Origin of the sequence: Methyloversatilis universalis FAM5 (assembly GCF_000214035.2) — a bacterium.
Taxonomy (GTDB): Bacteria; Pseudomonadota; Gammaproteobacteria; order Burkholderiales; family Rhodocyclaceae; genus Methyloversatilis; species Methyloversatilis universalis.
The window spans coordinates 236538-257831 of the sequence record NZ_AFHG01000029.1; the positions used below are offsets into that span (position 1 = coordinate 236538).

Annotated in this window: 17 protein-coding genes; 12 read left to right on the plus strand and 5 right to left on the minus strand. The window is 68.8% G+C overall.

Annotation, left to right across the window (positions count from 1 at the left end; all coding sequences use genetic code 11):
- The first annotated feature begins 5 nt into the window (after positions 1 to 5).
- From METUNV1_RS02345 to METUNV1_RS02375, 7 genes are all read left to right on the plus strand, one after another.
- A complete protein-coding gene (locus METUNV1_RS02345) occupies positions 6 to 1286 on the plus strand; it encodes a YeaH/YhbH family protein (protein WP_008058445.1) in 1281 nt (426 codons plus the stop codon).
- Positions 1283 to 2896 (plus strand): SpoVR family protein, encoded by a 1614-nt coding sequence (locus METUNV1_RS02350; RefSeq protein WP_008058446.1) that lies wholly within the window; start codon positions 1283 to 1285, stop codon positions 2894 to 2896. The genes METUNV1_RS02345 and METUNV1_RS02350 overlap by 4 nt, the downstream gene beginning before the upstream one ends.
- Before the next feature lie 48 nt (positions 2897 to 2944).
- Entirely contained in the window at positions 2945 to 3352 is a 408-nt protein-coding gene (locus METUNV1_RS02355) for a hypothetical protein (protein WP_008058449.1), read from the plus strand.
- 59 nt (positions 3353 to 3411) lie between these two features.
- Positions 3412 to 3921, plus strand: a complete 510-nt coding sequence (locus tag METUNV1_RS02360) for a hypothetical protein (RefSeq protein WP_008058450.1) — start codon at positions 3412 to 3414, stop codon at positions 3919 to 3921.
- On the plus strand, positions 3905 to 5341 hold the full coding sequence (locus METUNV1_RS02365) for a TolC family protein (RefSeq protein WP_043358842.1): 1437 nt from the start codon (positions 3905 to 3907) through the stop codon (positions 5339 to 5341). The genes METUNV1_RS02360 and METUNV1_RS02365 overlap by 17 nt, the downstream gene beginning before the upstream one ends.
- A 163-nt stretch (positions 5342 to 5504) precedes the next feature.
- Entirely contained in the window at positions 5505 to 6923 is a 1419-nt protein-coding gene (locus METUNV1_RS02370) for a multicopper oxidase family protein (protein ID WP_008058452.1), read from the plus strand.
- A gap of 11 nt (positions 6924 to 6934) precedes the next feature.
- Positions 6935 to 7399 carry a DUF411 domain-containing protein gene (locus tag METUNV1_RS02375; protein ID WP_008058453.1) on the plus strand — a complete coding sequence of 155 codons (465 nt, stop codon included), beginning with the start codon at positions 6935 to 6937 and terminating at the stop codon, positions 7397 to 7399.
- A gap of 135 nt (positions 7400 to 7534) precedes the next feature.
- On the opposite strand, the gene METUNV1_RS02380 is transcribed toward METUNV1_RS02375, so the two are convergent.
- Entirely contained in the window at positions 7535 to 7735 is a 201-nt protein-coding gene (locus tag METUNV1_RS02380; protein WP_008058456.1) for a heavy-metal-associated domain-containing protein, read from the minus strand.
- A 184-nt stretch (positions 7736 to 7919) separates the two neighbouring features.
- Between METUNV1_RS02380 and METUNV1_RS02385 the strand changes: the two genes are divergently transcribed.
- Positions 7920 to 10340 carry a heavy metal translocating P-type ATPase gene (locus tag METUNV1_RS02385; RefSeq protein ID WP_008058464.1) on the plus strand — a complete coding sequence of 807 codons (2421 nt, stop codon included), beginning with the start codon at positions 7920 to 7922 and terminating at the stop codon, positions 10338 to 10340.
- Positions 10337 to 10744, plus strand: a complete 408-nt coding sequence (gene cueR, locus METUNV1_RS02390) for a Cu(I)-responsive transcriptional regulator (protein ID WP_008058466.1) — start codon at positions 10337 to 10339, stop codon at positions 10742 to 10744. The genes METUNV1_RS02385 and cueR overlap by 4 nt, the downstream gene beginning before the upstream one ends.
- Positions 10745 to 10957: 213 nt before the next feature.
- On the opposite strand, the gene METUNV1_RS02395 is transcribed toward cueR, so the two are convergent.
- On the minus strand, positions 10958 to 13096 hold the full coding sequence (locus METUNV1_RS02395; protein ID WP_008058468.1) for a methyl-accepting chemotaxis protein: 2139 nt from the start codon (positions 13094 to 13096) through the stop codon (positions 10958 to 10960).
- 533 nt (positions 13097 to 13629) lie between these two features.
- On the opposite strand from METUNV1_RS02395, the gene METUNV1_RS02400 reads away from it, so the two are divergent.
- Both METUNV1_RS02400 and METUNV1_RS02405 read left to right on the plus strand, forming a co-directional pair.
- Complete coding sequence (locus METUNV1_RS02400) at positions 13630 to 14400, plus strand: DUF2189 domain-containing protein (RefSeq protein WP_008058470.1); 771 nt, start codon at positions 13630 to 13632, stop codon at positions 14398 to 14400.
- Positions 14401 to 14447: 47 nt separating this feature from the next.
- Positions 14448 to 14657, plus strand: coding sequence for a DUF2788 domain-containing protein (locus tag METUNV1_RS02405; RefSeq protein ID WP_008058471.1), 210 nt, complete (start codon positions 14448 to 14450; stop codon positions 14655 to 14657).
- 13 nt (positions 14658 to 14670) lie between these two features.
- Here METUNV1_RS02405 and METUNV1_RS02410 read toward each other — a convergent pair whose 3' ends face one another.
- Positions 14671 to 15630 (minus strand): class I SAM-dependent methyltransferase, encoded by a 960-nt coding sequence (locus METUNV1_RS02410; RefSeq protein WP_008058474.1) that lies wholly within the window; start codon positions 15628 to 15630, stop codon positions 14671 to 14673.
- Positions 15631 to 15809: 179 nt separating this feature from the next.
- Here METUNV1_RS02410 and METUNV1_RS02415 point away from each other — a divergent pair, with 179 nt between their 5' ends.
- The gene (locus METUNV1_RS02415) at positions 15810 to 18314 is read left to right on the plus strand and encodes a cation-translocating P-type ATPase (protein WP_008058477.1); all 2505 of its coding nucleotides are present in this window, start codon (positions 15810 to 15812) and stop codon (positions 18312 to 18314) included.
- A 102-nt stretch (positions 18315 to 18416) separates the two neighbouring features.
- Here the strand turns inward: METUNV1_RS02415 and METUNV1_RS02420 are convergent, their stop codons facing one another.
- Complete coding sequence (locus tag METUNV1_RS02420; protein ID WP_008058479.1) at positions 18417 to 19040, minus strand: PEP-CTERM sorting domain-containing protein; 624 nt, start codon at positions 19038 to 19040, stop codon at positions 18417 to 18419.
- 77 nt (positions 19041 to 19117) lie between these two features.
- Positions 19118 to 21181: a PhoX family protein gene (locus METUNV1_RS02425; RefSeq protein ID WP_008058486.1), complete on the minus strand. Its 2064-nt coding sequence runs from the start codon at positions 21179 to 21181 to the stop codon at positions 19118 to 19120.
- Positions 21182 to 21294: the final 113 nt, after the last annotated feature.

Sequence of the window (21294 nt, forward strand, 5' to 3'; positions counted from 1 at the left end):
ACATCTTGCAGCAGATCATCGATCGCAGACTGGCGGGCAAGAACAAGTCCATCGGCAACCGCGAGCGCTTCCTGCGCCGCCACAAGGAGCAGATCCGCGAGGCGGTGCGGCGGGCGGTCGAGGGCCGCGGCATACGGGACATCGCGCAGGGTGAGGACATCCACATCCCGAAGCGCGACATCAGCGAGCCGGTGTTCGGCCACGGCCAGGGTGGCAAGCGCGAAATGGTCCATCCGGGCAACAAGGACTTCGTGCAGGGCGACCGCATCGAACGGCCGCAGGGCGGAGGCGGCGGCCGCGGATCGAGTTCGGGGCAGGCCAGCGATTCCGGCGAGGGCGAGGACGACTTCGTCTTTCACCTCACCAAGGAAGAGTTCATGCAGGTCTTCTTCGATGACCTGGCCCTGCCCAACCTGATCCGCACCACGCTGGCCGAAACGCCCGAGTACAAGACGCACCGCGCCGGCTTTTCCAGCGACGGCACCCCGAACAACCTGCACGTCGTGCGTTCGATGCGCGGCGCCATCGGCCGGCGCATCGCGCTCGGCAGCGAGTCGCGGCGCGAACTGCATCGGCTGGAGGCGCTGCTCGAGGATCTGCGCGCGCAGCCGGGCACCCCGGCGCGGCTGCACGAGATCGAACAGATCGAAGCCGACATCGCGGCGCTGCGCGCACGCATCGACCGCATTCCCTACCTTGATCCGATCGACCTGCGCTACCGCAGCCGCGTGCGCACGCCGGTGCCGACCGCGAAGGCGGTCATGTTCTGCCTGATGGATGTATCGGGTTCGATGGACGAGGCGCGCAAGGATCTGGCCAAGCGCTTCTTCATCCTGCTCTACCTGTTCCTGACCCGGCACTACGAGAAGATCGAGATCGTGTTCATCCGCCACCACACGCAGGCGCAGGAGGTGAACGAGCACGACTTCTTCCACGCCACCGAAACCGGCGGCACCGTGGTGTCGAGCGCGCTGGTGCTGATGGAGGACATCATCCAGGCGCGCTATCCGCGTGGCGAGTGGAACATCTACGGCGCGCAGGCCAGCGACGGCGACAACTGGCACGACGACAGCCCGCGCTGCCGGGAAATCCTCGAGCAGAAGATCCTGCCGCTGGTCCGTTACTTCGCCTACATCCAGGTGGTCGAGCAGGAACAGAACCTGTGGCACGAGTATTCGGATCTGGCGGCCGATACACCGAACTTCGCCATCCGCAAGGCGGCCGAGGTCGACCAGATCTATCCGGTATTCCGCGACCTGTTCAGGAAGGAAGGAGCCGCCAAATGAGCGATACCTACGACCGCCGCAACCACGGTCGCGCGGCCTCGCCGGACGAGTACGGCGGTCGCCGCCCGGCACCGCCGCTGCGTGCGCCGCTGCCGCTGAAGGAGCGTCCCGCCTCGCGGCTGCCGGCGCCCAGCGACTGGACCTTCGAACTGATCGAGCAGTATCACGACGTGATCCGCGCCACCGCCGAGCGCTTCGGTCTGGACACCTACCCGAACCAGCTCGAGATCATCACCGCCGAACAGATGATGGATGCCTACGCCAGCGTCGGCATGCCTGTGAACTACCGGCACTGGAGCTACGGCAAGGAATTCATCGCCACCGAAAAGAACTACCGGCGTGGCCAGATGGGTCTGGCCTACGAAATCGTGATCAACAGCAATCCCTGCATCAGCTACCTGATGGAGGAGAACACCATGGCCATGCAGGCGCTGGTGATCGCGCACGCCGCCTACGGCCACAACAGCTTCTTCAAGGGCAACTACCTGTTCCGGATGTGGACCGACGCGTCGTCCATCATCGACTACCTAGTCTATGCCAAGAATTACGTGGCGGGCTGCGAAGAGCGTTACGGCATCGACGCGGTCGAACTGCTGCTCGACAGCTGTCACGCGCTGATGAACTACGGCGTCGACCGCTACCGCCGGCCGAGCAAGCTCAGCCTCACGCAGGAGCTGGCGCGCGCCAAGGACCGCGAAGCCTATGCGCAGCAGCAGGTGAACGAACTGTGGCGCACGCTGCCGCGCAAGCCTGGCCGCGACGAGACCGAGCGCGAAGCGCCGCGCTTTCCGGCCGAGCCGCAGGAAAACCTGCTGTATTTCATCGAGAAGAACGCGCCGCTGCTCGAACCCTGGCAGCGCGAAATCGTGCGCATTGTGCGCAAGGTGGCGCAGTACTTCTACCCGCAGCGCCAGACTCAGGTCATGAACGAAGGCTGGGCCACCTTCTGGCACCACCACCTGCTGAACACGATGTACGACGACGGCTTCCTCGAAGACGGCATCATGATCGAGTGCCTGAAGTCGCACACCAATGTGGTCTATCAGCCGCCGGTCGGCCACCCGGCCTACAGCGGCATGAACCCGTACGCGCTGGGCTTCGCGATGTACACCGACATCAAGCGCATCTGCGAAGCGCCCACCGACGAGGACCGCGCCTGGTTCCCGGACATGGCCGGCAGCAGCTGGCTGGAAACGCTGGATCACGCGATGCGCAATTTCAAGGACGAAAGCTTCATCGGCCAGTACCTGTCGCCGCGCGTGATGCGCGCCTTCCGGCTGTTCGCGATCACCGACGACGACACCGAACCGACGCTGGAGGTGTCCGCCATCCACGACGAATCCGGCTACCGCAATCTGCGCGAGGCGATGTCGCGACAGTACGACCTCGGTTCGCGCGAACCCAACATCCAGGTGTGGAGCGTGAATACCCGGGGCGACCGGTCGCTGATGCTGCGTCACACCCAGCACAACAACCGGCCGCTGCACGACGGTGCCTACGAGGTGCTCAAGCACGTCGCGCGGCTGTGGGGCTTCCCGGTACATCTGGAAAGCATCGACGGGCAGGGCGGTGTCGGGCGGCGCTGGACTGTGGATCCGAGCACCGCTTGACCGCGGTCATGCGCTGTCCGGCCATCCGCTGATATCCTTGCGCTCACGATGTCGTCCCCGGCCCGATTCCTGCTGATCCTGATGCTGCTGTGCGCCCTGCCGCTGCAGGGCTTTGCTGCTGCGTCCATGCTGAGTTGCGCGCCGTCTCACCATGGCGGCACGCAGATGGAGGCGTCGGCGCACGCGGGCGAAGGACATCACCACGATCCGTCCATGCACGCGGCGCACCCGACCGACGACGGCGCGCCGGTCCATGGCTCCGATCACGCACCGGCTCATGGCAAGTACGGCTGCAGCGCCTGCGCGGCCTGCTGCATCGGCGGCGCGCTCGCCTCACCGGCGCCGCTGCTGCCGGCGCCGGCCCACCTGCACGAGCGTCCGCTGCCCGTGCCCCAGCCCGCTGCGGCCTTCATCACCGACGGGCCGGAACGCCCGCCCAGACACCTCCCCGCATGACGACCTGCGTCCGCGCCTCCCGCGCGGACGTCGTTTCAATCCGTCTTTGCGAGGACACCATGTACCGGATTCTTTCCCGGACGCTGCTGATTGCCGCAGCGTTCGCGGCTGCGCCGCTGCGCGCGGCCGACCCTGCCGACCCGCTGGCCGAAGTGCCGCCGCTGCATTACCGCTCACCGCTGGACAGCGCGCGCCGCGATGCCGCCACGCCTGTCGGCGACTGGCGCGCCGCCAACCAAGCGGTGGCCGGCCAGTCAGGCCGCACGCACGACCACGCGGGGTCCGCCCCCGACCCCCATGCGGAGCACACCGCTGCCGCGGCCGCTGATCCCCACGCCGGTCATCGAGCCGCTGCGCCGGCGGCCGGCGCGCACGACCACGCCGCCCCGGAAGCCACACCGCAGCACTGTCCGCACCACGCCGATCACCACGGCGGACACGGCGGACACGGCGGACACGGCGGACACGGCGGACACGGCGGACACGGCGGACACGGCGGACACGGGGCCATGACATCCGGGCAGTCGGCCGATCAGGTGAAGGAGGGTGGCGATGCGCACACGCACTGAACAGGGCCGGCTGAAACTCGTGCCGCTGGCGGCGGCGCTCGCGCTGCTGGCCGGCTGCGCCAGCTTCAGCCCGGATGGCGGTTTCGGCGCAGTCGAGCAGACCGCGCGCGACCGGCTGGGCAAGGACGTGCAGCGCGTGCGCAGCGACGAAGACCGGCAGGCGGTCGCCGGCCGCGTCGCCGAACTGCTGGCGCAACCGCTGTCGGCCGATGACGCGGTGCAGATCGCGCTGCTGAACAACCGCGGCCTGCAGGCCGGCTTCCACGAACTGGGCATCCGCGAGGCCGAGGTGGTGCGCGCCGGGCGCCTGCCCAATCCGACCTTCTCGATGTTCCACGCCAGCAAGCGCGAGAACGGCGTGCGCGACTACAAGATCGAGCAGGCGCTCACCTTCAACATCTTTTCGCTGCTGACGATGCCGCAGTCGGTCGAGGTGAACCGGCGCGTCTTCGAGCAGTCGCAGCGTGCCGTATCGCTGCAGGTGCTGCGGCTGGCGGCGGACGTGCGCCGCGCCTGGGTGCAGGCGGTGGCGGCCGGACAGACGCTGCGCTACACCGAACAGGTGATGGACGCCGCCGACGCCGGCGCCGAACTGGCGAAGCGCATGCGCGCCGCCGGCAATCACAGCGCGCTGGCCGAAGCGCGCGAGCAGGGCTTCCGGGCCGATGCCGCGCTCAACCTGGCGCGCGCGCAGCAGGCGCATGTCGCAGCCCGCGAGCGGCTGACCCGGCTGCTCGGCCTGTGGGGCGAACAGACCGCCTTCGCGCTGCCGGACCGCCTGCCCGATCTGCCGGCCGCACCGCTGGACGCGCCGGACATCGAGCGCCAGGCGATGGGTTCGCGCATCGACCTGCAGATCGCGAAGCTCGACGCCGAAGCGACCGCGCGCAACCTCGGACTCACCAAGACCACGCGCTTCATCGACGTGCTCGAGGTCGGGCCGGCGCGCGTGCTCGAAGGCCGGCGCAGCGAGTCCTACAAGAAGGGCTATGAAATCAGTTTCGAACTGCCGCTGTTTGACTGGGGCGGCTCGAAAGTGGCGCGCGCCGAGGCGATCTACATGCAGTCGGTCGAGCGTGCGGCGGAGGCGGCGGTCAATGCCCGCTCCGAAGTCCGCGAAGCCTATACCGGCTACCGCACCGCCTTCGACATCGCCCGCCACTACCGCGACGAGGTGGTGCCGCTCAGGAAGCGGGTGTCCGACGAAAACCTGCTGCGCTACAACGGCATGCTGATCGGCGTGTTCGAACTGCTGGCCGACGCGCGCGCGCAAGTGGCCGGCGTGAATGGCTATATCGAGGCACTGCGCGACTTCTGGATCGCCCAGGCCGACCTCGACATGGCGCTGGTCGGTCGCCCCGATCTCGCGCCGCCCCCCGGCGCAGCGCTTTCCACGGCAGCGGCCGACGCCGCCCACTGAGTGCATCCGGATGCGACCCGTGTGCGTGTTTCTGTGGGAGCGGCGCCCTCGCCGCGATGCATTGCCCGGACCGAGCGCCGTCCGCCGCTCAGTCACGTATCGCGGCGAGGTTGCCGCTCCTACGGCCGCACGGTCGTACTCCGGACAGGATTGAGGACATGACATGACTTCCCGCAGAGATTTCTTCCGCAGTGCCGGCATCGCCGGTGCGGCCGTCGCGGCCACCACGGTGAGCCGGGTCGCGCTGGCCGCGATTCCCGAGCCGGTGATCGAAACCACGGCCGATACGCGCGGCCCGCTCACGCCGCCGACCGGGCGGCCCTACAACCCGGTGGTGACGCTGAATGGCTGGACGCTGCCCTGGCGCATGAAGGACGGCGTCAAGGAGTTCCATCTGGTGGCCGAGCCGGTGGTGCGCGAAATGGCGCCCGGCTTCAAGGCCCACCTGTGGGGCTACAACGGCCAGTCGCCGGGGCCCACCATCGAGGTGGTCGAGGGCGACCGCGTGCGCATCTACGTGACCAACCGGCTGCCCGAGCGCACCAGCGTGCACTGGCACGGCCAGCGTCTGCCCAACGGCATGGACGGCGTGAGCGGGCTGACCCAGCCGGCGATCCCGCCCGGCAAGACCTTCGTCTATGAATTCGTCGCGCGCCGACCCGGCACCTTCATGTATCACCCGCACGCCGACGAAATGACGCAGATGGCGATGGGCATGATGGGTTTCTGGGTCACTCACCCCAAGGGCCGTCACCCGCTGATCGCGACCGTGGACCGCGACTACGTGTTCCTGCTCAACGCCTACGACATCGATCCCGGCAGCTACACGCCGAAAACCATGACCATGCTGGATTTCAACCTGTGGTCGTGGAACAGCCGCATCTTCCCCGGCATCGCGCCGCTGGTGGCGCGGAAGAACGACCGCGTGCGCATCCGCATCGGCAACCTGACGATGACCAATCACCCGATGCACATCCACGGCCACGAATTCGAGGTCACCGGTACCGACGGCGGCCCGGTGCCGAAGTCGGCGCGCTGGCCGGAGGTGACCACCGACATCGCGGTCGGCCAGATGCGGCAGATCGAATTCATCGCTGACGAGGAGGGTGACTGGGCTTTCCACTGCCACAAGAGCCACCACACGATGAACGCGATGGGCCATGACGTGCCCAATCTGATCGGCGTCGATCACAGCGGGCTGGCCGAGCGCATATCGAAGCTCGTGCCGGGCTATATGGCGATGGGCGAACGCGGCATGGGCGACATGGCCGACATGAAAATGCCTTTGCCCGAGAACACCGCGCCGATGATGACTGGCGACGGCCCCTTCGGCTCGGTCGAGATGGGCGGCATGTTTTCGGTGTTCAAGGTGCGGCGCGACCAGAAACCGGGCGACTACTCCGACCCGGGCTGGTTCCGCCACCCGCCGGGCACCGTCGCGCACGAAGTGGGCGCGGCTCCGCCGGCCGCGCCGCCGCCGGCCGGCCACGACCACGGCGCCTCCAGCATGCCGCTCGTGCAGCCGCAGGACATCGAAGTGCAGGTGCGCAAGCCGGCCGCCGGCGCGCACGACCACCATTGAAAGGACCGGACATGAACACGACACGTCGCGCGCTGATCGGCGCGCTTGCCACCGCGGTACTGCTGCCGCGCGCCGCCATGCTGATGGCAGCCCCGAAGCCGCTGGTCGAGGTGTGGAAAAGCCCGACCTGCGGCTGCTGCAAGGACTGGGTGGCCCATCTCGAAGCGAACGGCTTCGCGGTCAAGGTGTATGAGACCGGCAACAACGAGGCGCGCGCACGGCTGGGCATGCCGGCGAAGTTCGGCTCCTGCCACACGGCGCGGGTCGACGGCTATCTGCTCGAAGGCCATGTGCCGGCGAGCGAGGTGCATAAGCTGCTGAAGGAGAAGCCGAAGGCGCTCGGCCTGGCAGTGCCGGCGATGCCGGTCGGTTCGCCCGGCATGGACGGCCCGGAGTACAAGGGCCGCAAGGACCCGTACGACGTGCTGCTGGTGCAGGCGGACGGCAACGCCAGCGTGTATCGCAGCTATCGCTGAGCAGTCCGCCTGTCCTGTCCCCGCCGCCGGAATCGTGGCGGGGCCCCGCTCCAACGAGGGTGGCGCGGTCGCCGCGGGGAATGTCGTGGGAGCGACGCCCCGTCGCGATCGGCCGCCTGCTCAAGAGGGATGCATTTACGCCGGTGGGTAGTCCGCCTCGGCCAGTGCGCTGCGGTAGGTGTCCGCGTCGACGGTCGATTCGATGCGCACGCGGTGGGTCGGCAGGTCGATGTCGACCTTGGCGTCGGCGTCGATGCCGGCGACCAGCGCCTTGATGCGGCCGGCGCAGTGACCGCAGGTCATGTCGGGAACGGTGAATTCGATGGTCGTGTTCATGGCGGGGCTCCGCTGTCGGGTGGGGATGGAAGGATGATGGACCTTGCCACGATGGGAAGGTCAAGCGTCCAGTCGCTTTCATTTCGTTTCGCGATACCCGGCGTCGGCGGCTGAATTTTCCGCTTGACCTTGCCATCATGGGAAGGTCGACACTGGGTGCGTTCTCCCGATACAGGATTGTCCGATGAACACCTCCGATCTGCCCGCCGCTGCGGGTCCGCTCACCCGCTGGGACTTCGGCGTCGAAGGCATGACCTGCGCCTCCTGCTCGACCCGCGTCGAGAAGGCGCTCGCCCGCCTGCCCGGCGTGGCGTCGGCCAGCGTGAATCTGGCGACCGAGCGCGCCGCGGTCGAGGCCGACGCCACGGTCGACGCGGCCGCGCTGCAGGCGGCAGTCGAGAAGGCCGGCTATGCGATGAAGCCGCAGGCGCTGCGCCTGAACATCGAAGGCATGACCTGCGCGTCCTGCGTGGCGCGCGTCGAGAAGGCGCTGAACAGGGTGCCGGGCGTGCTGTCGGCCAGCGTCAATCTGGCCACCGAAAGCGCCGACATCGTCAGCGCGGCCGACAATCTGGTCGCGCTGCAGGCGGCGGTCGAGCGTGCTGGCTACCGCGCCACGCTGCCAGCGGTCACGCCCGAGGTCGCGCCGCGCGGCGCGCTGCCCGAATGGTGGCCAGTGGCGCTGGCCATCGCGCTGTCGCTGCCGCTGGCCCTGCCCATGGTGGGCATGCTGTGGGGCGCGCACTGGATGCTGCCCGGTGGACTGCAGTTCCTGCTCGCGACACCGGTGCAGTTCTGGCTCGGCGCCCGCTTCTACGTCGCCGGCTGGAAGGCGCTGCGCGCCGGCAGCGGGAACATGGACCTGCTGGTCGCACTCGGCACCTCCGCCGCCTGGGGCCTCAGCGTATGGCTGTGGCTCACCGCTGCGCCGGGCACGATGCCGCACCTGTATTTCGAGGCCTCGGCGGTGGTGATCACGCTGGTGCTGCTCGGCAAGTGGCTGGAAACCCGCGCCAAGCGGCAGACCACCGACGCCATCCGCGCGCTCAATGCGCTGCGTCCGGACACCGCGCGGGTGCGCCGCGACGGCATCGAGATCGAACTGCCGCTGGCGCAGATCGTGGTGGGTGACGAGGTGGTCATCCGTCCGGGCGAGCGGGTGCCGGTGGATGGCGACATCGTGGACGGCGCCAGCCAGGTGGACGAATCGCTGATCACCGGCGAAAGCCTGCCGGTTGCCCGGCAGGTGGGCGACCGGGTGACTGGCGGCGCGGTCAATGGCGAGGGGCGGCTGATGGTGCGTACGCGGGCCATCGGCGCCGAAACCGTGCTGGCGCGCATCGTGCGGCTGGTCGAGAGCGCGCAGGCGAAGAAGGCACCGATACAGCGCCTGGTCGACCGGGTGAGCGCGGTGTTCGTGCCGGTGGTGATCGGCCTTGCGCTGCTCACCTTCGGCGGCTGGATGATCGCGGGGGCGAGCGCCGAAACGGCGCTGCTGAACGCGGTCGCAGTGCTGGTGATCGCCTGCCCGTGCGCGCTCGGGCTGGCGACGCCGACCGCCATCATGGTGGGCACCGGCGCGGCGGCGCGCCACGGCATCCTGATCAAGGACGCCGAAGCGCTGGAAATCGCGCACCGGGTGTCGGTGGTCGCGTTTGACAAGACCGGCACGCTGACCGAAGGGCGGCCGGAACTGGTGGCGGCCGAGCCGGCCGACGGTGCGCGCAGCCAACTGCTGGCGCGGGCCGCCGCGCTGCAGGCCGGCAGCGAACACCCGCTGGCGCGTGCGGTGACCGCAGCGGCGGTGCGCGAAGGCGTGACCGTACCGCCGGCGGACGCGCTGACCGCGGTCGCCGGCCGTGGCATCGCGGCCACCGTGGAGGGCCGCGCGCTGAAGCTGGGCAGTTCGCGCTTCATGGACGAGCTGGGCGTCGATCTGTCGCCGCTCGCCGACCGCGCAGCACAGCTTCAGGCGGACGGGCGCACCGTGTCCTGGCTGGCCGACCTGGGCGACCTCGGCGACTCACCGCGCCTGCTCGGCCTGCTGGCCTTCGGCGACACGCTGAAGCCCTCCGCGGCGGACGCGGTGCGCAGGCTTCAGGCCGCCGGCGTGCGCACCGTGCTGGTCAGCGGCGACAACCGCGGCGCTGCAGCGGCGGTGGCGGCGCAGCTCGCCATCGACGACGTGCGCGCCGAGGTGCTGCCGGAACACAAGGCCGAGGTGGTCGCCGAACTGAAGCAGGGCGGGGCGGTGGTGGCCATGGTGGGCGACGGCATCAACGACGCGCCGGCGCTGGCCGCGGCCGACGTCGGCATCGCGATGTCCACCGGCACCGACGTCGCCATGCACGCCGCCGGCATCACGCTGATGCAGGGTGACCCGGCACGCGTGGCCGACGCGCTTGACATTTCGCGGCGGACCTGGGCAAAGATCCGGCAGAACCTGTTCTGGGCCTTCGCCTACAACGTGGTCGGCATACCGCTGGCCGCTGCCGGCATGCTGAATCCGGTGATCGCCGGCGCGGCGATGGCCTTCTCCAGCTTCAGCGTGGTCAGCAACGCGCTGCTGCTGCGGCGCTGGAAACCCGAGGGAGGTGCGCGATGAACATCGGTGAGGCGGCGGCACGCTCCGGCGTGTCGGCCAAGATGGTGCGGCATTACGAGTCGCTGGGCCTGCTGCCGGCGGTGGCGCGCACCGACGCCGGCTACCGGCAGTACGGCGAGCGCGAGGTGCATACGCTGCGCTTCATCCGTCGTGCGCGCGACCTCGGTTTCTCGATGGCGGAGATCGCCGGTCTGCTCGCGCTGTGGCAGAAGCCGGACCGCGCCAGCGGCGACGTGAAGCGCATCGCCGAAGCGCACATCGCCGACCTCGACCGGCGCATCGACGAAATGACGGCGATGAAGCGCACGCTGGAAACCCTGGTGCACTGTTGCCACGGCGACCACCGGCCTGATTGTCCGATACTGGACGGACTGGCCGAGGCGGGCGGTCCGCCGCAGGCCTGACAGCCAGCATCGCTGCGATGGCGAAGGCCTTTTCAGATTCCGTGGGAGCGGCGCCTCGCCGCGATTGCAGCCTTGAAACGGCAACGGCGTCTGATTGAAAGCCCCATCGCGGCGAGGGCGCCGCTCCCACGGGCCACCGCGGTGGACGGTGCGAAATCCTGCAGAAGTTGCGCCTCGCCGCCATGACTTCGGCGAGCGGGCCGCCGACCCGGCTCACGCCGCCTTCGCGTTGAACTGCCCCACGGTCTTTTCCAGCTGGGCGGTCGCCAGACCGGTCAGTTCGGCGCTGCGGGCCGACGCCACGGTGGCGTCTCGCATCGCGTCCACCGCCTCCGAAATCGAGCCGATGCGGTCGCCATAGGCGTGGGTGGTGCTGGCGATCTGGCCTATGGTGACGAACAGCCGCTCGACCACCTGTTCGATTTCCTGCCGGTCGGACGCGGCTTCGATCGCCAGCTTCAGGCCGTCTTCCATGTCGGCCATGCCGCTTTCGACCGTGCGCACCGCCTGTTCGGCCTGCGACTGCACGCCTTCGATCATGCGGCCGATGTCCGCGGTGGCGCCGCGTGTGCGCTCGGCCAGCTTGCGCACTTCGTCGGCCACCACCGCAAAGCCGCGGCCGGCTTCACCGGCGCGGGCCGCCTCGATGGCGGCGTTCAGCGCCAGCAGATTGGTCTGTTCCGCGATTTCCTTGATCAGCGTGGCGATGCTGCCGATGTCCAGCGTGCGCCGTTCGAGCTGGCGTATGGTGTCGGTGGAATGAAGCACCGAGCCGCGTATCCCACGACTGCGTTCGCTGATCTGCGCGAACTGCGCCTGCGCGCTGTCGCTCACCTGCTGCACCACGTCGCGCATGGCCCGGGTGCTGGCGCTGGCCTGGTCGATTTCCACCGTCTGCTGGCGTACCGCGCTCACCATGTCCTCGACCGCGCGCTGCATGTCGTCCGACACCCGGCCGGCATGTTCGCTGCGCGCCTGCAGGCCGCGGTTGGTTTCGCTGATTTCGCCCGATGTGCGCCCGATCTGTCGCAGCGTCTGGTCCAGGTTGTCGATCAGGCTGTTGGTCCATTGCGCCAGCACCGTGGTTTCGTCGATGCGCACGCTTTCACGCGGTAGCCGCTGCGTCAGGTTGCCGCCCTCGGCGGTGCTGCGCAGCACCCGGGTGGCTTCGCGCAGGCGGTCTGACACCGGCTGGCAGCCGGCGCGCTGCAGGATGGGCATGCCGGCCGCCAGCAGCACCAGACCGAGCGCCCAGGCGAACAGCCCGGGCAGGCCGGCCAGCGCCGACAGCGCGAAGGCGCTGCCCCAGCTCGCGCTGACCAGCAGCAGATAGAGCTTCTGCAGCCGGTAGCCCAGGCTGCGGTAGCGGTACACCTCTTCCAGATCGGCTTCGCACATCATGCCCCAGGTGTCCGGCGAGCCCGGCAGGCGGAAGGTGACACCCTTGCCGATGACCGGAATGTGGCGGTAGTCCGGATAGCCCGGGTAGGTGACGAACAGGTTCTCGCCCTTGCGTATCGTTTCGCGCACGCCCGGATGCAGCTCGCCGGTGGCCGGGTCGTTGAATACCAGTTCCAGTTCGGTATGCGCCTGCACCCGCACCGTGCCGTAATCGGTGCGCACGCCGTCCTTCAGGTTGTCGCCGTGGGTGAAGGCGTTGTCCTCGAAGCGCGAACGCGACAGCGCGGTGCCCGGGCGGATGCCGCGGTCGAATTCCGGCTTCACCATGAACAGGTAGTTGTCGCCGGACTCATGGAAGATGTGGCCGGCTTCGCGCTGTATCAGGTCGCCCAGCACGTCGTTCGGCACCCGGCCGCACACCGTGCCCACGGTGCGGCCATCGACCCGCACCGGCTGGATGAACATGAGGGTCATCGCGTCGTGGAAGCGCGAACTGGAGGGGCCCAGCGCCAGCGTGACCGGGTCGCTGTACGGACCGTGCAGGAAGGGCGCCTTCAGCCCGGCGGCCAGCGCACGGCCGCACGCCGGTAGCGCGCCCTCCCGCCCGTCCGCTGACGAGGCCAGCACGCGCCCTTCGCAGTCGGTCACGAACAGTTCGCTGAAATCGGTGGCGCGCCGGCGCAGGTGCTGCAGCGGGGCACGCGGCGTGCGCGGCCAGCCGGCCGCCAGTTCGCGCGACAGGCTTTCCAGGCAGCCCCACTGCTGTTCCGCCCAGTCGTTGAGGATGCGCACGCGGGTGCGGGCGAAGGAGTCGAAAGTCTGTTCGATCGCGGCGTAGCGGTGACGGTTCACCAGCGTGGCCCAGCGCATCGCGATCTTGCCGGTTCGGCCGGCCAGCGGCAGCCAGCTGCGTTCGCCGGCGGACAGGTCCATCGAGTGGCTCTTGAGCATGGGAAGCTCCTTGGGGAGGGGAAAGGCGTCAGGCGACCGGTCTGCGCACGGGCCGGGCCGTGCATGGGCACTGCGGTCGCGTCGTGGTGTCCGTGAAGCGGGGGCGCGTCAGCGCGGCTGCGAAGACCGGGCTCCACGCGGGCGCAGCGATGCGCATCGGCGTGGCAAGGGCGTGCGGCAGGGCAGGGTGTGCATGATGGCGGTCCCGGGGTCATGAATGCTGTATGCGCCTGTCCGGCATGCTCCCCGGCAGGCATGTTTGCCGCCTCATCGGCCCGCCCGGCGCGGGCTTGAGAACTTTGTTGCTTTGCACAATACGGGTGCGGAAACGGCACATCGCTGGTGCGTTTCCGCCGGTGTCCGGTGATCGAAGCACCGCTTTGGCCCGCTTTGCCGGATACTTGGCGCGCTCGCGCACCGCATGAGCTGCGTCAAGACGCAGACTGCCGCGTGCCGCCATACTCCGTGACGCACAGGGCGGCCTACAGGCCCGGCCCGCCGCGTCGTCGATCGACCCGGACACCCCGAACGACATGAACGACAGCCACGCCATCATCGAATCCCGCCGCTTCGACACACGTCCCGTTCCGCTCGGCCGACCGATAGGCTGGCTGATCGAGGGCTGGCGCGATTTCCTGCGCTGTCCGCTGCCCGGCCTGATGCACGGGGCGGCGGTGGCGCTGTTCGGCGTGCTGCTGTGCTGGCGGATTCCTGACCAGTTCTGGCTGCTCAACGGTGCCTTCACCGGCTTCCTGCTGGTGGCGCCGGTGGTGGCGACCGGTCTCTACGCGATCAGCCGGGCGCTGGAGCGCGGGCAGCGCGCAGATTTCGCGACCGCACTGCGCGCGTGGAAGCCGCGCGACCGGCGGCTGGTGGTGTTCGGTCTGCTGCTGGCGCTGGCCGGCACCGGATGGGTGATGACCTCGGCCGCGCTGATCTGGAAGTTCGCGCCGGCACCGGTGTCCACGCCGCAGGACTTCCTGCGGGTGGTGGTGCTGGCGGAGCAGGGCTGGCTGTTCGAAGCCTGGCTGGCACTGGGGGGACTGCTGGCGGCGCCGGTGTTCGCGTCCAGCGTGGTGGCGATTCCGATGCTGCTGGACCGCGAGATCAGCGTGTGGGGCGCGGTGCTCACCAGCTGGCGCGTGGTGATGGAAAACCCGGCGCCGCTTGCGCTGTGGGGTGTGGCGATCGCCGGTTTCACGCTGTTCGGCATGGCGACCGGCCTGATCGGCATGCTGGTGGTGGTGCCGCTGCTCGGACACGCGAGCTGGCACGCCTACCGCGACCTGGTGCGGGCGCACTGAAGCGGTTTCGACCTATTTCTTGAACACGGCAGGAGCAGGATTCGTCCATGGGTGGCATCACTGAAGAACAGTTCGCCGAATTCGGTCTTACCTTCGGCGTGGCCGCCTTCATGCTCTACATGCTGTTCATCCTGCTGCAGCTGGCCCGCGAATCCAAGGCGGGCCGCTTCGGCACCTTCGTCATCCTGATCGGCCTCGGCCTCGGCATGATGGGTTTCGTCGCCAAGGGCGTGATCAAGTGGATGCTGGGCGGCTGAGCGCCGCAGCGATTCACTTGCCGCTGTCGCAGGTCCGTTCGGTCACCCGCGCCCGCATGGTGCGGGCCAGCGACTGCAGCGAACCGCCGGCGCGATAGCTGAAGCTCACGTGCAGCGTGTCGCCGGCGCGCACCTGCACCGGCGTGCCCAGAGGCAGCACCAGATAGTCGTTCAGCCAGTCCTGCGTGCGGCCCTTGTTGCCGAGCAGCGCCAAGATGTTCTTCGTGATGAAGCGCAGCGCGTTCACCGTGCCGTCGGCGCCGATCGTGATGTCGCCTTCCCATGCGATGTCGCGACTGCAGGTTTCGTCGAAATCCATCACGCCATACAGCACCGGTGCCGCCAGTTCGGTCGCGCCCGGGTGCTCGGCGCCGACGCGCTGGAACTGGATGATGGGGGCGTTGAAACCGTAGAAGTCGTAGTCCTGGTTCAGCGGCTGCACCGCCATCAGCGCGGCGGTCGGCAGGAATACCGGCAGGCGGTCGCCGAATCGCGCGCGGTAGCGCGCCTTGAAGTTCTCGATCACGTCGATCTGCTTCTCGCGCAGCATGCCGACGTGGATCATTTCGCAGATCACCACATCGACCGGCTCCGGCGGCAGGTATTCGAAGGCGTCGGCATGCACCACTTCCACCTTGTGTCCTTGCGCGTTCATCGCCAGCAGGCGGCGCGATTCGGCGACCATGTCCGGATTGAATTCGACGCACCACACCTTGCTCGCATGCGCAGCCGCGAAGCAGGACAGCACGCCGGTACCGCCGCCCAGTTCGAGTACCCGTGCGCCCTTGAACACCACGGCGTCGATCGCAGCCTTGAAATTGCGCATGCGGTTGGCGTCGAGCAGCATGTTGTGGTGGTAGTGCAGCGGGATGAACTGGCCGAGATGACTGGGCTCGTCGTCGGCATCGCTCATCGGCAGGCTGGCGCCGGCGGCCGCCCGGCCGAGGTGGGCTGCATGTTCCATCCGTGACATGGTGTATTCCTCTCGTGTGGTCGGTCGGTATTTGCCGCGCGCTGCCGGCAACTTCTGCCTGTACTGCGTCCTGTTATTGCCGTTTGGCCCGTCATGCGACGGGTGAGACCGCAGCACCGCAGCTTTCGTGCCAGACTTCGCACCGGCCCGACGCAGCGGCCGGATGACGGATGGAGCGCATGAACGGATCGCAGGGCGAGGGCGGGCTGAGTCAGGCAGAGGTGGCGGCGCGGCGCGCCCGTGACGGCTGGAACGAGATCGCCGCCGAGAAGCCGCATACGCTGCTGGCCACCGTGCTGGAGGTGGTGCGGGAGCCGATGTTCCTGCTGCTGCTCGGGGCCGGCACCATCTATCTGCTGATGGGTGATCTGCACGAGGCGCTGGTGCTGCTCGGCTTCGTCATGCTCATCATCGCGGTCACCGTTTTCCAGGAGCGCCGCACCGAGCACGCGCTGGCGGCGCTGCGCGACCTGTCCAGTCCGCGCGCCCTGGTGATCCGCGACGGGGTGGTGCAACGCATCGCCGGCCGCGAGGTGGTGTGCGGTGACCTGCTGCTGCTGACCGAGGGGGACCGGGTACCGGCCGACGGCGTGATGCTGAGCGCCAACGACTTCGCGGTGGATGAGTCCATGCTGAGCGGCGAGTCCGAACCGGTGAGCAAGCTGCCGGTGGCAGGCGGCGAGCCGCTGCGGGTGTATTCCGGTACCCTGGTCGTGCGCGGTCGCGCCACGGTCGAGGTGAGCGCGGTGGGCGAGGCGACCGAACTGGGGCGCATCGGCAAGTCGCTGGCCGGTACCGGCAGCGGCCCTTCGCCGCTGCAGCGCGAACTGGGCCGGCTGGCGCGCCGGCTGGCGGTGGTGGGCATCACGCTGTGCGTGCTGCTGGCGGTGGCCTACGCGACGCTGCGCGGCGGCTGGCTGGAAGGCGTGCTGTACGGCATCACGCTGGCGATGAGCATCCTGCCGCAGGAATTTCCGGTCATCCTCATCGTGTTCCTCGCCTTCGGCGCACGCCGCATCGCCGCGCGGAAGGTGCTCACCCGGCGGCTGGCGGCAATCGAAACGCTGGGCCAGACCACGGTGCTGTGCACCGACAAGACCGGCACGCTGACCCGCAACCGGATGGAAGTGGCGGCTCTCGCGGTAGGCGACGAAGTGCTTATGCTGGGCGGCGGCGTGAAGCTGGACGCCCTGCCGGAAACCTATCACCGCCTGCTCGAGTACGCGGTGCTGGCCAGCGAAACCGATCCGCACGATCCGATGGAGCAGGCCTTCCTGCGGCTGGCCGGCGACCATCTGGCGAATACCGAACACCTGCACCCGGACTGGCAGCTCGCACGCGAATACGAACTGTCGTCCGACCTGCTGGCGATGTCGCACCTTTGGCGGGCGCCGGATCGCAGCCACCAGGAGGTGGCCGCCAAGGGGGCGCCGGAAGCGATCGCCGACCTCTGCCACCTGTCACCGGAGGCGCTGGCCCGGGTCAGCGCGCGCGCCGCCGAACTGGCCGACCGCGGGCTGCGCGTGCTGGCGGTGGCCCACGCGTCGCACCCGGGCGACAGCGCCTGGCCCGACATCCAGCACGATTTCGCCTTCCGCTTCATCGGCCTGATCGGCCTGGCCGATCCGCTGCGCGCCGACGTGCCGGCGGCGGTGGCCGAGTGCCGGGCCGCCGGCGTACGCATCGTCATGATCACCGGCGACCACCCGCGCACCGCGCGGGCGATCGCGGCCCAGGCCGGCATCGACGGCGGGCGGGTATTGACCGGCCCGGAACTGGCGGCGATGGACGACGCCACCTTCCGGCGCGAGGTGGCCGCCTGCTGCGTGTTCGCGCGGGTGAGTCCGCAGCAGAAGCTGGACATCGTCGAGGCGCTGAAGGCGCGCGGCGACATCGTGGCGATGACCGGCGATGGCGTGAATGACGCGCCGGCGCTTAAAGCCGCCCACATCGGCATCGCGATGGGACGGCGCGGTACCGACGTGGCGCGCGAGGCGGCCGATCTGGTGCTGGTGGAGGACGACTTCGCGTCCATCGTCGAGGCGATCCGGCTGGGCCGGCGCATCTTCCGCAATCTGCGTCACGCCATGATCTACACGCTGGCGGTGCATGTGCCCATCATCGCGCTGGTCGGCGCACCGGTGCTGTTCGGCCTGCCGGTGCTGCTGGCGCCGGTGCACATCGCCTTCCTGGAACTGGTGATCGATCCGACCTGTTCCATCGTGTTCGAGGCGGACGAAGCCGACGCTGGCCTGATGCGCGAGCCGCCGCGGCCACGCGGCGCGGTGCTGCTGCCGCCGGCGCGGCTCGCGCTGAGCCTGCTCTACGGGGCGGTGGTGTCGCTGCTGCTGGTGGCGCTGCATGTCGCACTGCTCAGGTCCGGGCAACCGGCCGATGCGGCGCGCAGCGCGGTATTCGTCGCGCTGGTGGCGAGCGGCATCGCGCTGGTGTTCGTCGCGCGCACGCCGGGTACCGGCGGCACGGCGCGTAACCGGGTGGCGCTCGCGGTGATCGGCGGCACGCTGGCGGCGCTGCTGGCGGTGACCGTGTTGCCGGCGCCGGCCGCCTGGTTCGGCTTTGCGCCGCTGCCGGCCGGCCACTGGCTGGCCGCCTGCGCCGCCGGTCTGGCCACGCTGCTGCCGCTGTATGCGGTGCGCCGACTGGCGCGACCGCTGACCGCCTGATCGCGTGCTGCGGCGGCGGGCCTGCTCGCGGACCGTCACCGCAGGGACGAAAAAAAGCCCGGCCGGGGCCGGGCTTGCCCGATGCGCGTGCAGCGGAGCGGATCAGCCGCGACGGCGGGCCGCCATGCCGATCAGGCCGAGACCGGCCAGCAGCAGGGCATAGGTTTCCGGTTCCGGCACCGGCTGCGACACCGCCAGATTGTCCACCACCACGCCATTGCCCTTGAACGAGATCGAGCGGATGTCTGCGACATCGCGGGTAATGCCGAGGAAGCGGCCTTCGTTGTAGCCGTATTCGTCGGTGGCGATGGCCAGCGTGTGCGATTCCAGGATCTGGTTGTTGTCGCCATAGACCGACACCACCACCGAGAACGGGAACACGTTGGCGGCGAAGTGGTTCACGAACGCCCCGGCACCGGCGGTGAGGTCGGCGAAGGTGAAGCGCAGTTCGCCGATCGCGCCGGAGGCGGCGAAGTGGTTGCCTACGCCCCACACGCCATTGCTGCCCAGATCGCGGATGTAGGCGCCCAGTTCCGAGCCGGCGTCGCCGGTGAAGGTGATGCCGGGGGCCACGGTTTCCGGGCCGGTGCTCAGCAGGCCGTCGAAGTTCTCGAAGTCGGCCACCAGGGCGTTGGTGATGTCGGCTTCGTTGTGGGTCAGCGCGGCCTGGGCCGGCAGGGCGGCGGCGAGCGCCAGGGTCAGTGCGGCGAGTTTCAGTTTCATCATGAATCCTTTCCGTAGAGGGCTGTCACGGGCACGACGGTGGCGTGCCCGTGACGGAGTGAAGGATGCGGAGCGGGCGATCAGCTGCCGATCACGCCGCCGTCGTCCTTGGTGATGACCACGGTGGCCGAGCGCGGCTTGACCACGGCCTTGCCGCTCTGGGTGGTCGGGCCGTTGAAGCCGCTGTCCGGCCAGGTGCTGTTGGCGGTGAAGCTGCCGGTCCAGTCCTCGCCCGGGTGCTGGATGTTGATGAACATCGTCTTGCCGTCCGGCGTGGTGGTGATGCCGGTGACTTCGCAGTTCCGCGGGCTGGTCAGGAAGCGGGTGATGCGGCGGCTGGCCGGGTCGGCGCAGAACATGGCGTTGCCGCCGATGTTGGCGAAGTCGCCGGTGGCGTTGCCGACCTGGTCGGTCTGGATCCACAGGCGGCCGTCCTTGTCGAACCACAGGCCGTCCGGTGCGCCCAGGTCGTCACCGATGATGTTGCCCTGCAGGTGGGCGTTGGCGTTCAGCTTGTCGCCGCACTCGACGAAGATGTCCCACTGGAAGCCGGTGGCGGCCACGTCGTTGCCGTTCTCGGTCCAGCGGATGATGTGGCCGTAACGGTTGTCGCGGCGCGGGTTGGCGGCATCGACCGGCGGGCGGGCGGACGCGGCGACCGTCGTGCCATCGGCCTTGTTCGACGAGGCCGGCGTGGTGCCACGGCGGTTGTTATTGGTCAGCGTCAGATAGATTTCGCGGGTGACCGGGTGGTGGGTGATCCACTCCGGGCGGTCCATCATCGTGGCGCCCAGGCGGTCGGCGGCCTGGCGGGTCTTGATCAGCACTTCGCCCTGGTCGGCGAAGCCGTTTTCCGGCGTCAGGCCGTTCTGGCCCCACACCAGCGGCAGCCAGGTGCCGGTGCCGTCTGCGTTGAACTTCGCGACGTACAGCGTGCCGGCGTCCAGCAGGTCGCGGTTGGCGGCGCGGTTCTTCGTGTCCAGCTTCTTCGCGCACACGAACTTGTAGACGTAGTCGTTGCGCTCGTCGTCGCCCATGTAGACCGCGACCTTGTTGTCGGCGCCGACCACGGTTTCCGCGCTTTCGTGCTTGAAGCGGCCGAGCGCGGTGCGCTTGACCGGCACCGAGTTCGGGTTCCACGGGTCGATCTCGACCACCCAGCCAAAGCGGTTCGGCTCGTTCGGGTTATCGCGGAAGTCGAAGCGCGCGTCGGCTTCGTGCCAGCGGTAGCCGAAGCCCGCCGCGGCCAGACCGTAGCGGTTCTCGTGCGCGGTCAGCGGCTGGGCGGCCAGCTTGGCGGCGGTGGAGCCGAAGTAGCCGTTGAAGTTCTCTTCACAGGTGAGGTAGGTGCCCCACGGGGTGTAGCCGTTGGCGCAGTTGTTCAGCGTGCCGAGCACGGTGGTGCCGGACGGGTCGGCGGCGGTCTTCACCAGCGCGTGGCCAGCGGCCGGGCCGCTCAGCTTGCACGGGGTGGCGCCGGTGATGCGGCGGGCGAAGGCGGACGGACGCTGCACCTTCATTTCGCCATTCACCTTGCGCACTTCGACCACGCTGACGCCGTGGCCGGCCACCTGGGCGTCCACGATGGCCTTGGTCATCGTGATGCCGGTGTAGGGCGTGGTGATGTTCACGAACTGGGCCGGATCGACGTACTCGTGGTTGGACACCAGCAGGCCGCGGTCATTGGCCAGATTGCCGGCACCGTTGCCCGGGAAGGGGAACAGGTGCATGCCGTCGTTGTGAGCGCCCCAGGTGGTGAGCTGGCGGGCAGCGGTCATTTCGGTGGCCGGGTCCCAGTGCGTGTTCGCCTCGGGGCCGGTCTTGCCGATGGCGTCGCCCCAGGCGATCAGCACGCGGGCGGTGTAGCCGGCCGGCACGGTGATGCCGTCGGTCATCGGCACCACGTTGGCCGGTACGCCGGTGAAGCCGATGCTGCCGGTCGGGGCCGGGCTGCCGGCGTAGCCGGGGTAGCCGCCGGCCAGCGATTCCAGGCTGAAGCCGCCCAGCGTGGCCAGCGTGGCGGTGGCCAGCGAGCCCTTCATGAAATTGCGGCGGCCGGTGAACTGTTCCATCACGTCGCGGATGGATTCGTTGCCGGACGGATTGATCGTCTGGTCGTTGTCGGGGTGCAGCATCGAAGACATGGAAGCTCCTTGCAGGGACGTGGTCGGGGACGTCGGCGCCAAGGTTTGCACGCCAATCGTTCGCGCGCAGTCTGCGATGCGTTTCTGACAGGGATAAGAAGCGGAATGCGCTG

Excerpts from the sequence above, each read along its gene's own strand:
- cueR (WP_008058466.1), top strand. The coding sequence starts at position 10,337 with ATGAACATCGGTGAGGCGGCGGCACGCTCCGGCGTGTCGGCCAAGATG.
- METUNV1_RS02370 (WP_008058452.1), top strand. The coding sequence starts at position 5,505 with ATGACTTCCCGCAGAGATTTCTTCCGCAGTGCCGGCATCGCCGGTGCG.
- METUNV1_RS02405 (WP_008058471.1), top strand. The coding sequence starts at position 14,448 with ATGGGTGGCATCACTGAAGAACAGTTCGCCGAATTCGGTCTTACCTTC.
- METUNV1_RS02400 (WP_008058470.1), top strand. The coding sequence starts at position 13,630 with ATGAACGACAGCCACGCCATCATCGAATCCCGCCGCTTCGACACACGT.
- METUNV1_RS02380 (WP_008058456.1), bottom strand. The coding sequence starts at position 7,735 with ATGAACACGACCATCGAATTCACCGTTCCCGACATGACCTGCGGTCAC.
- METUNV1_RS02420 (WP_008058479.1), bottom strand. The coding sequence starts at position 19,040 with ATGATGAAACTGAAACTCGCCGCACTGACCCTGGCGCTCGCCGCCGCC.
- METUNV1_RS02365 (WP_043358842.1), top strand. The coding sequence starts at position 3,905 with ATGCGCACACGCACTGAACAGGGCCGGCTGAAACTCGTGCCGCTGGCG.
- METUNV1_RS02385 (WP_008058464.1), top strand. The coding sequence starts at position 7,920 with ATGAACACCTCCGATCTGCCCGCCGCTGCGGGTCCGCTCACCCGCTGG.
- METUNV1_RS02375 (WP_008058453.1), top strand. The coding sequence starts at position 6,935 with ATGAACACGACACGTCGCGCGCTGATCGGCGCGCTTGCCACCGCGGTA.
- METUNV1_RS02355 (WP_008058449.1), top strand. The coding sequence starts at position 2,945 with ATGTCGTCCCCGGCCCGATTCCTGCTGATCCTGATGCTGCTGTGCGCC.
- METUNV1_RS02425 (WP_008058486.1), bottom strand. The coding sequence starts at position 21,181 with ATGTCTTCGATGCTGCACCCCGACAACGACCAGACGATCAATCCGTCC.
- METUNV1_RS02350 (WP_008058446.1), top strand. The coding sequence starts at position 1,283 with ATGAGCGATACCTACGACCGCCGCAACCACGGTCGCGCGGCCTCGCCG.
- METUNV1_RS02415 (WP_008058477.1), top strand. The coding sequence starts at position 15,810 with ATGAACGGATCGCAGGGCGAGGGCGGGCTGAGTCAGGCAGAGGTGGCG.
- METUNV1_RS02360 (WP_008058450.1), top strand. The coding sequence starts at position 3,412 with ATGTACCGGATTCTTTCCCGGACGCTGCTGATTGCCGCAGCGTTCGCG.
- METUNV1_RS02410 (WP_008058474.1), bottom strand. The coding sequence starts at position 15,630 with ATGTCACGGATGGAACATGCAGCCCACCTCGGCCGGGCGGCCGCCGGC.
- METUNV1_RS02395 (WP_008058468.1), bottom strand. The coding sequence starts at position 13,096 with ATGCTCAAGAGCCACTCGATGGACCTGTCCGCCGGCGAACGCAGCTGG.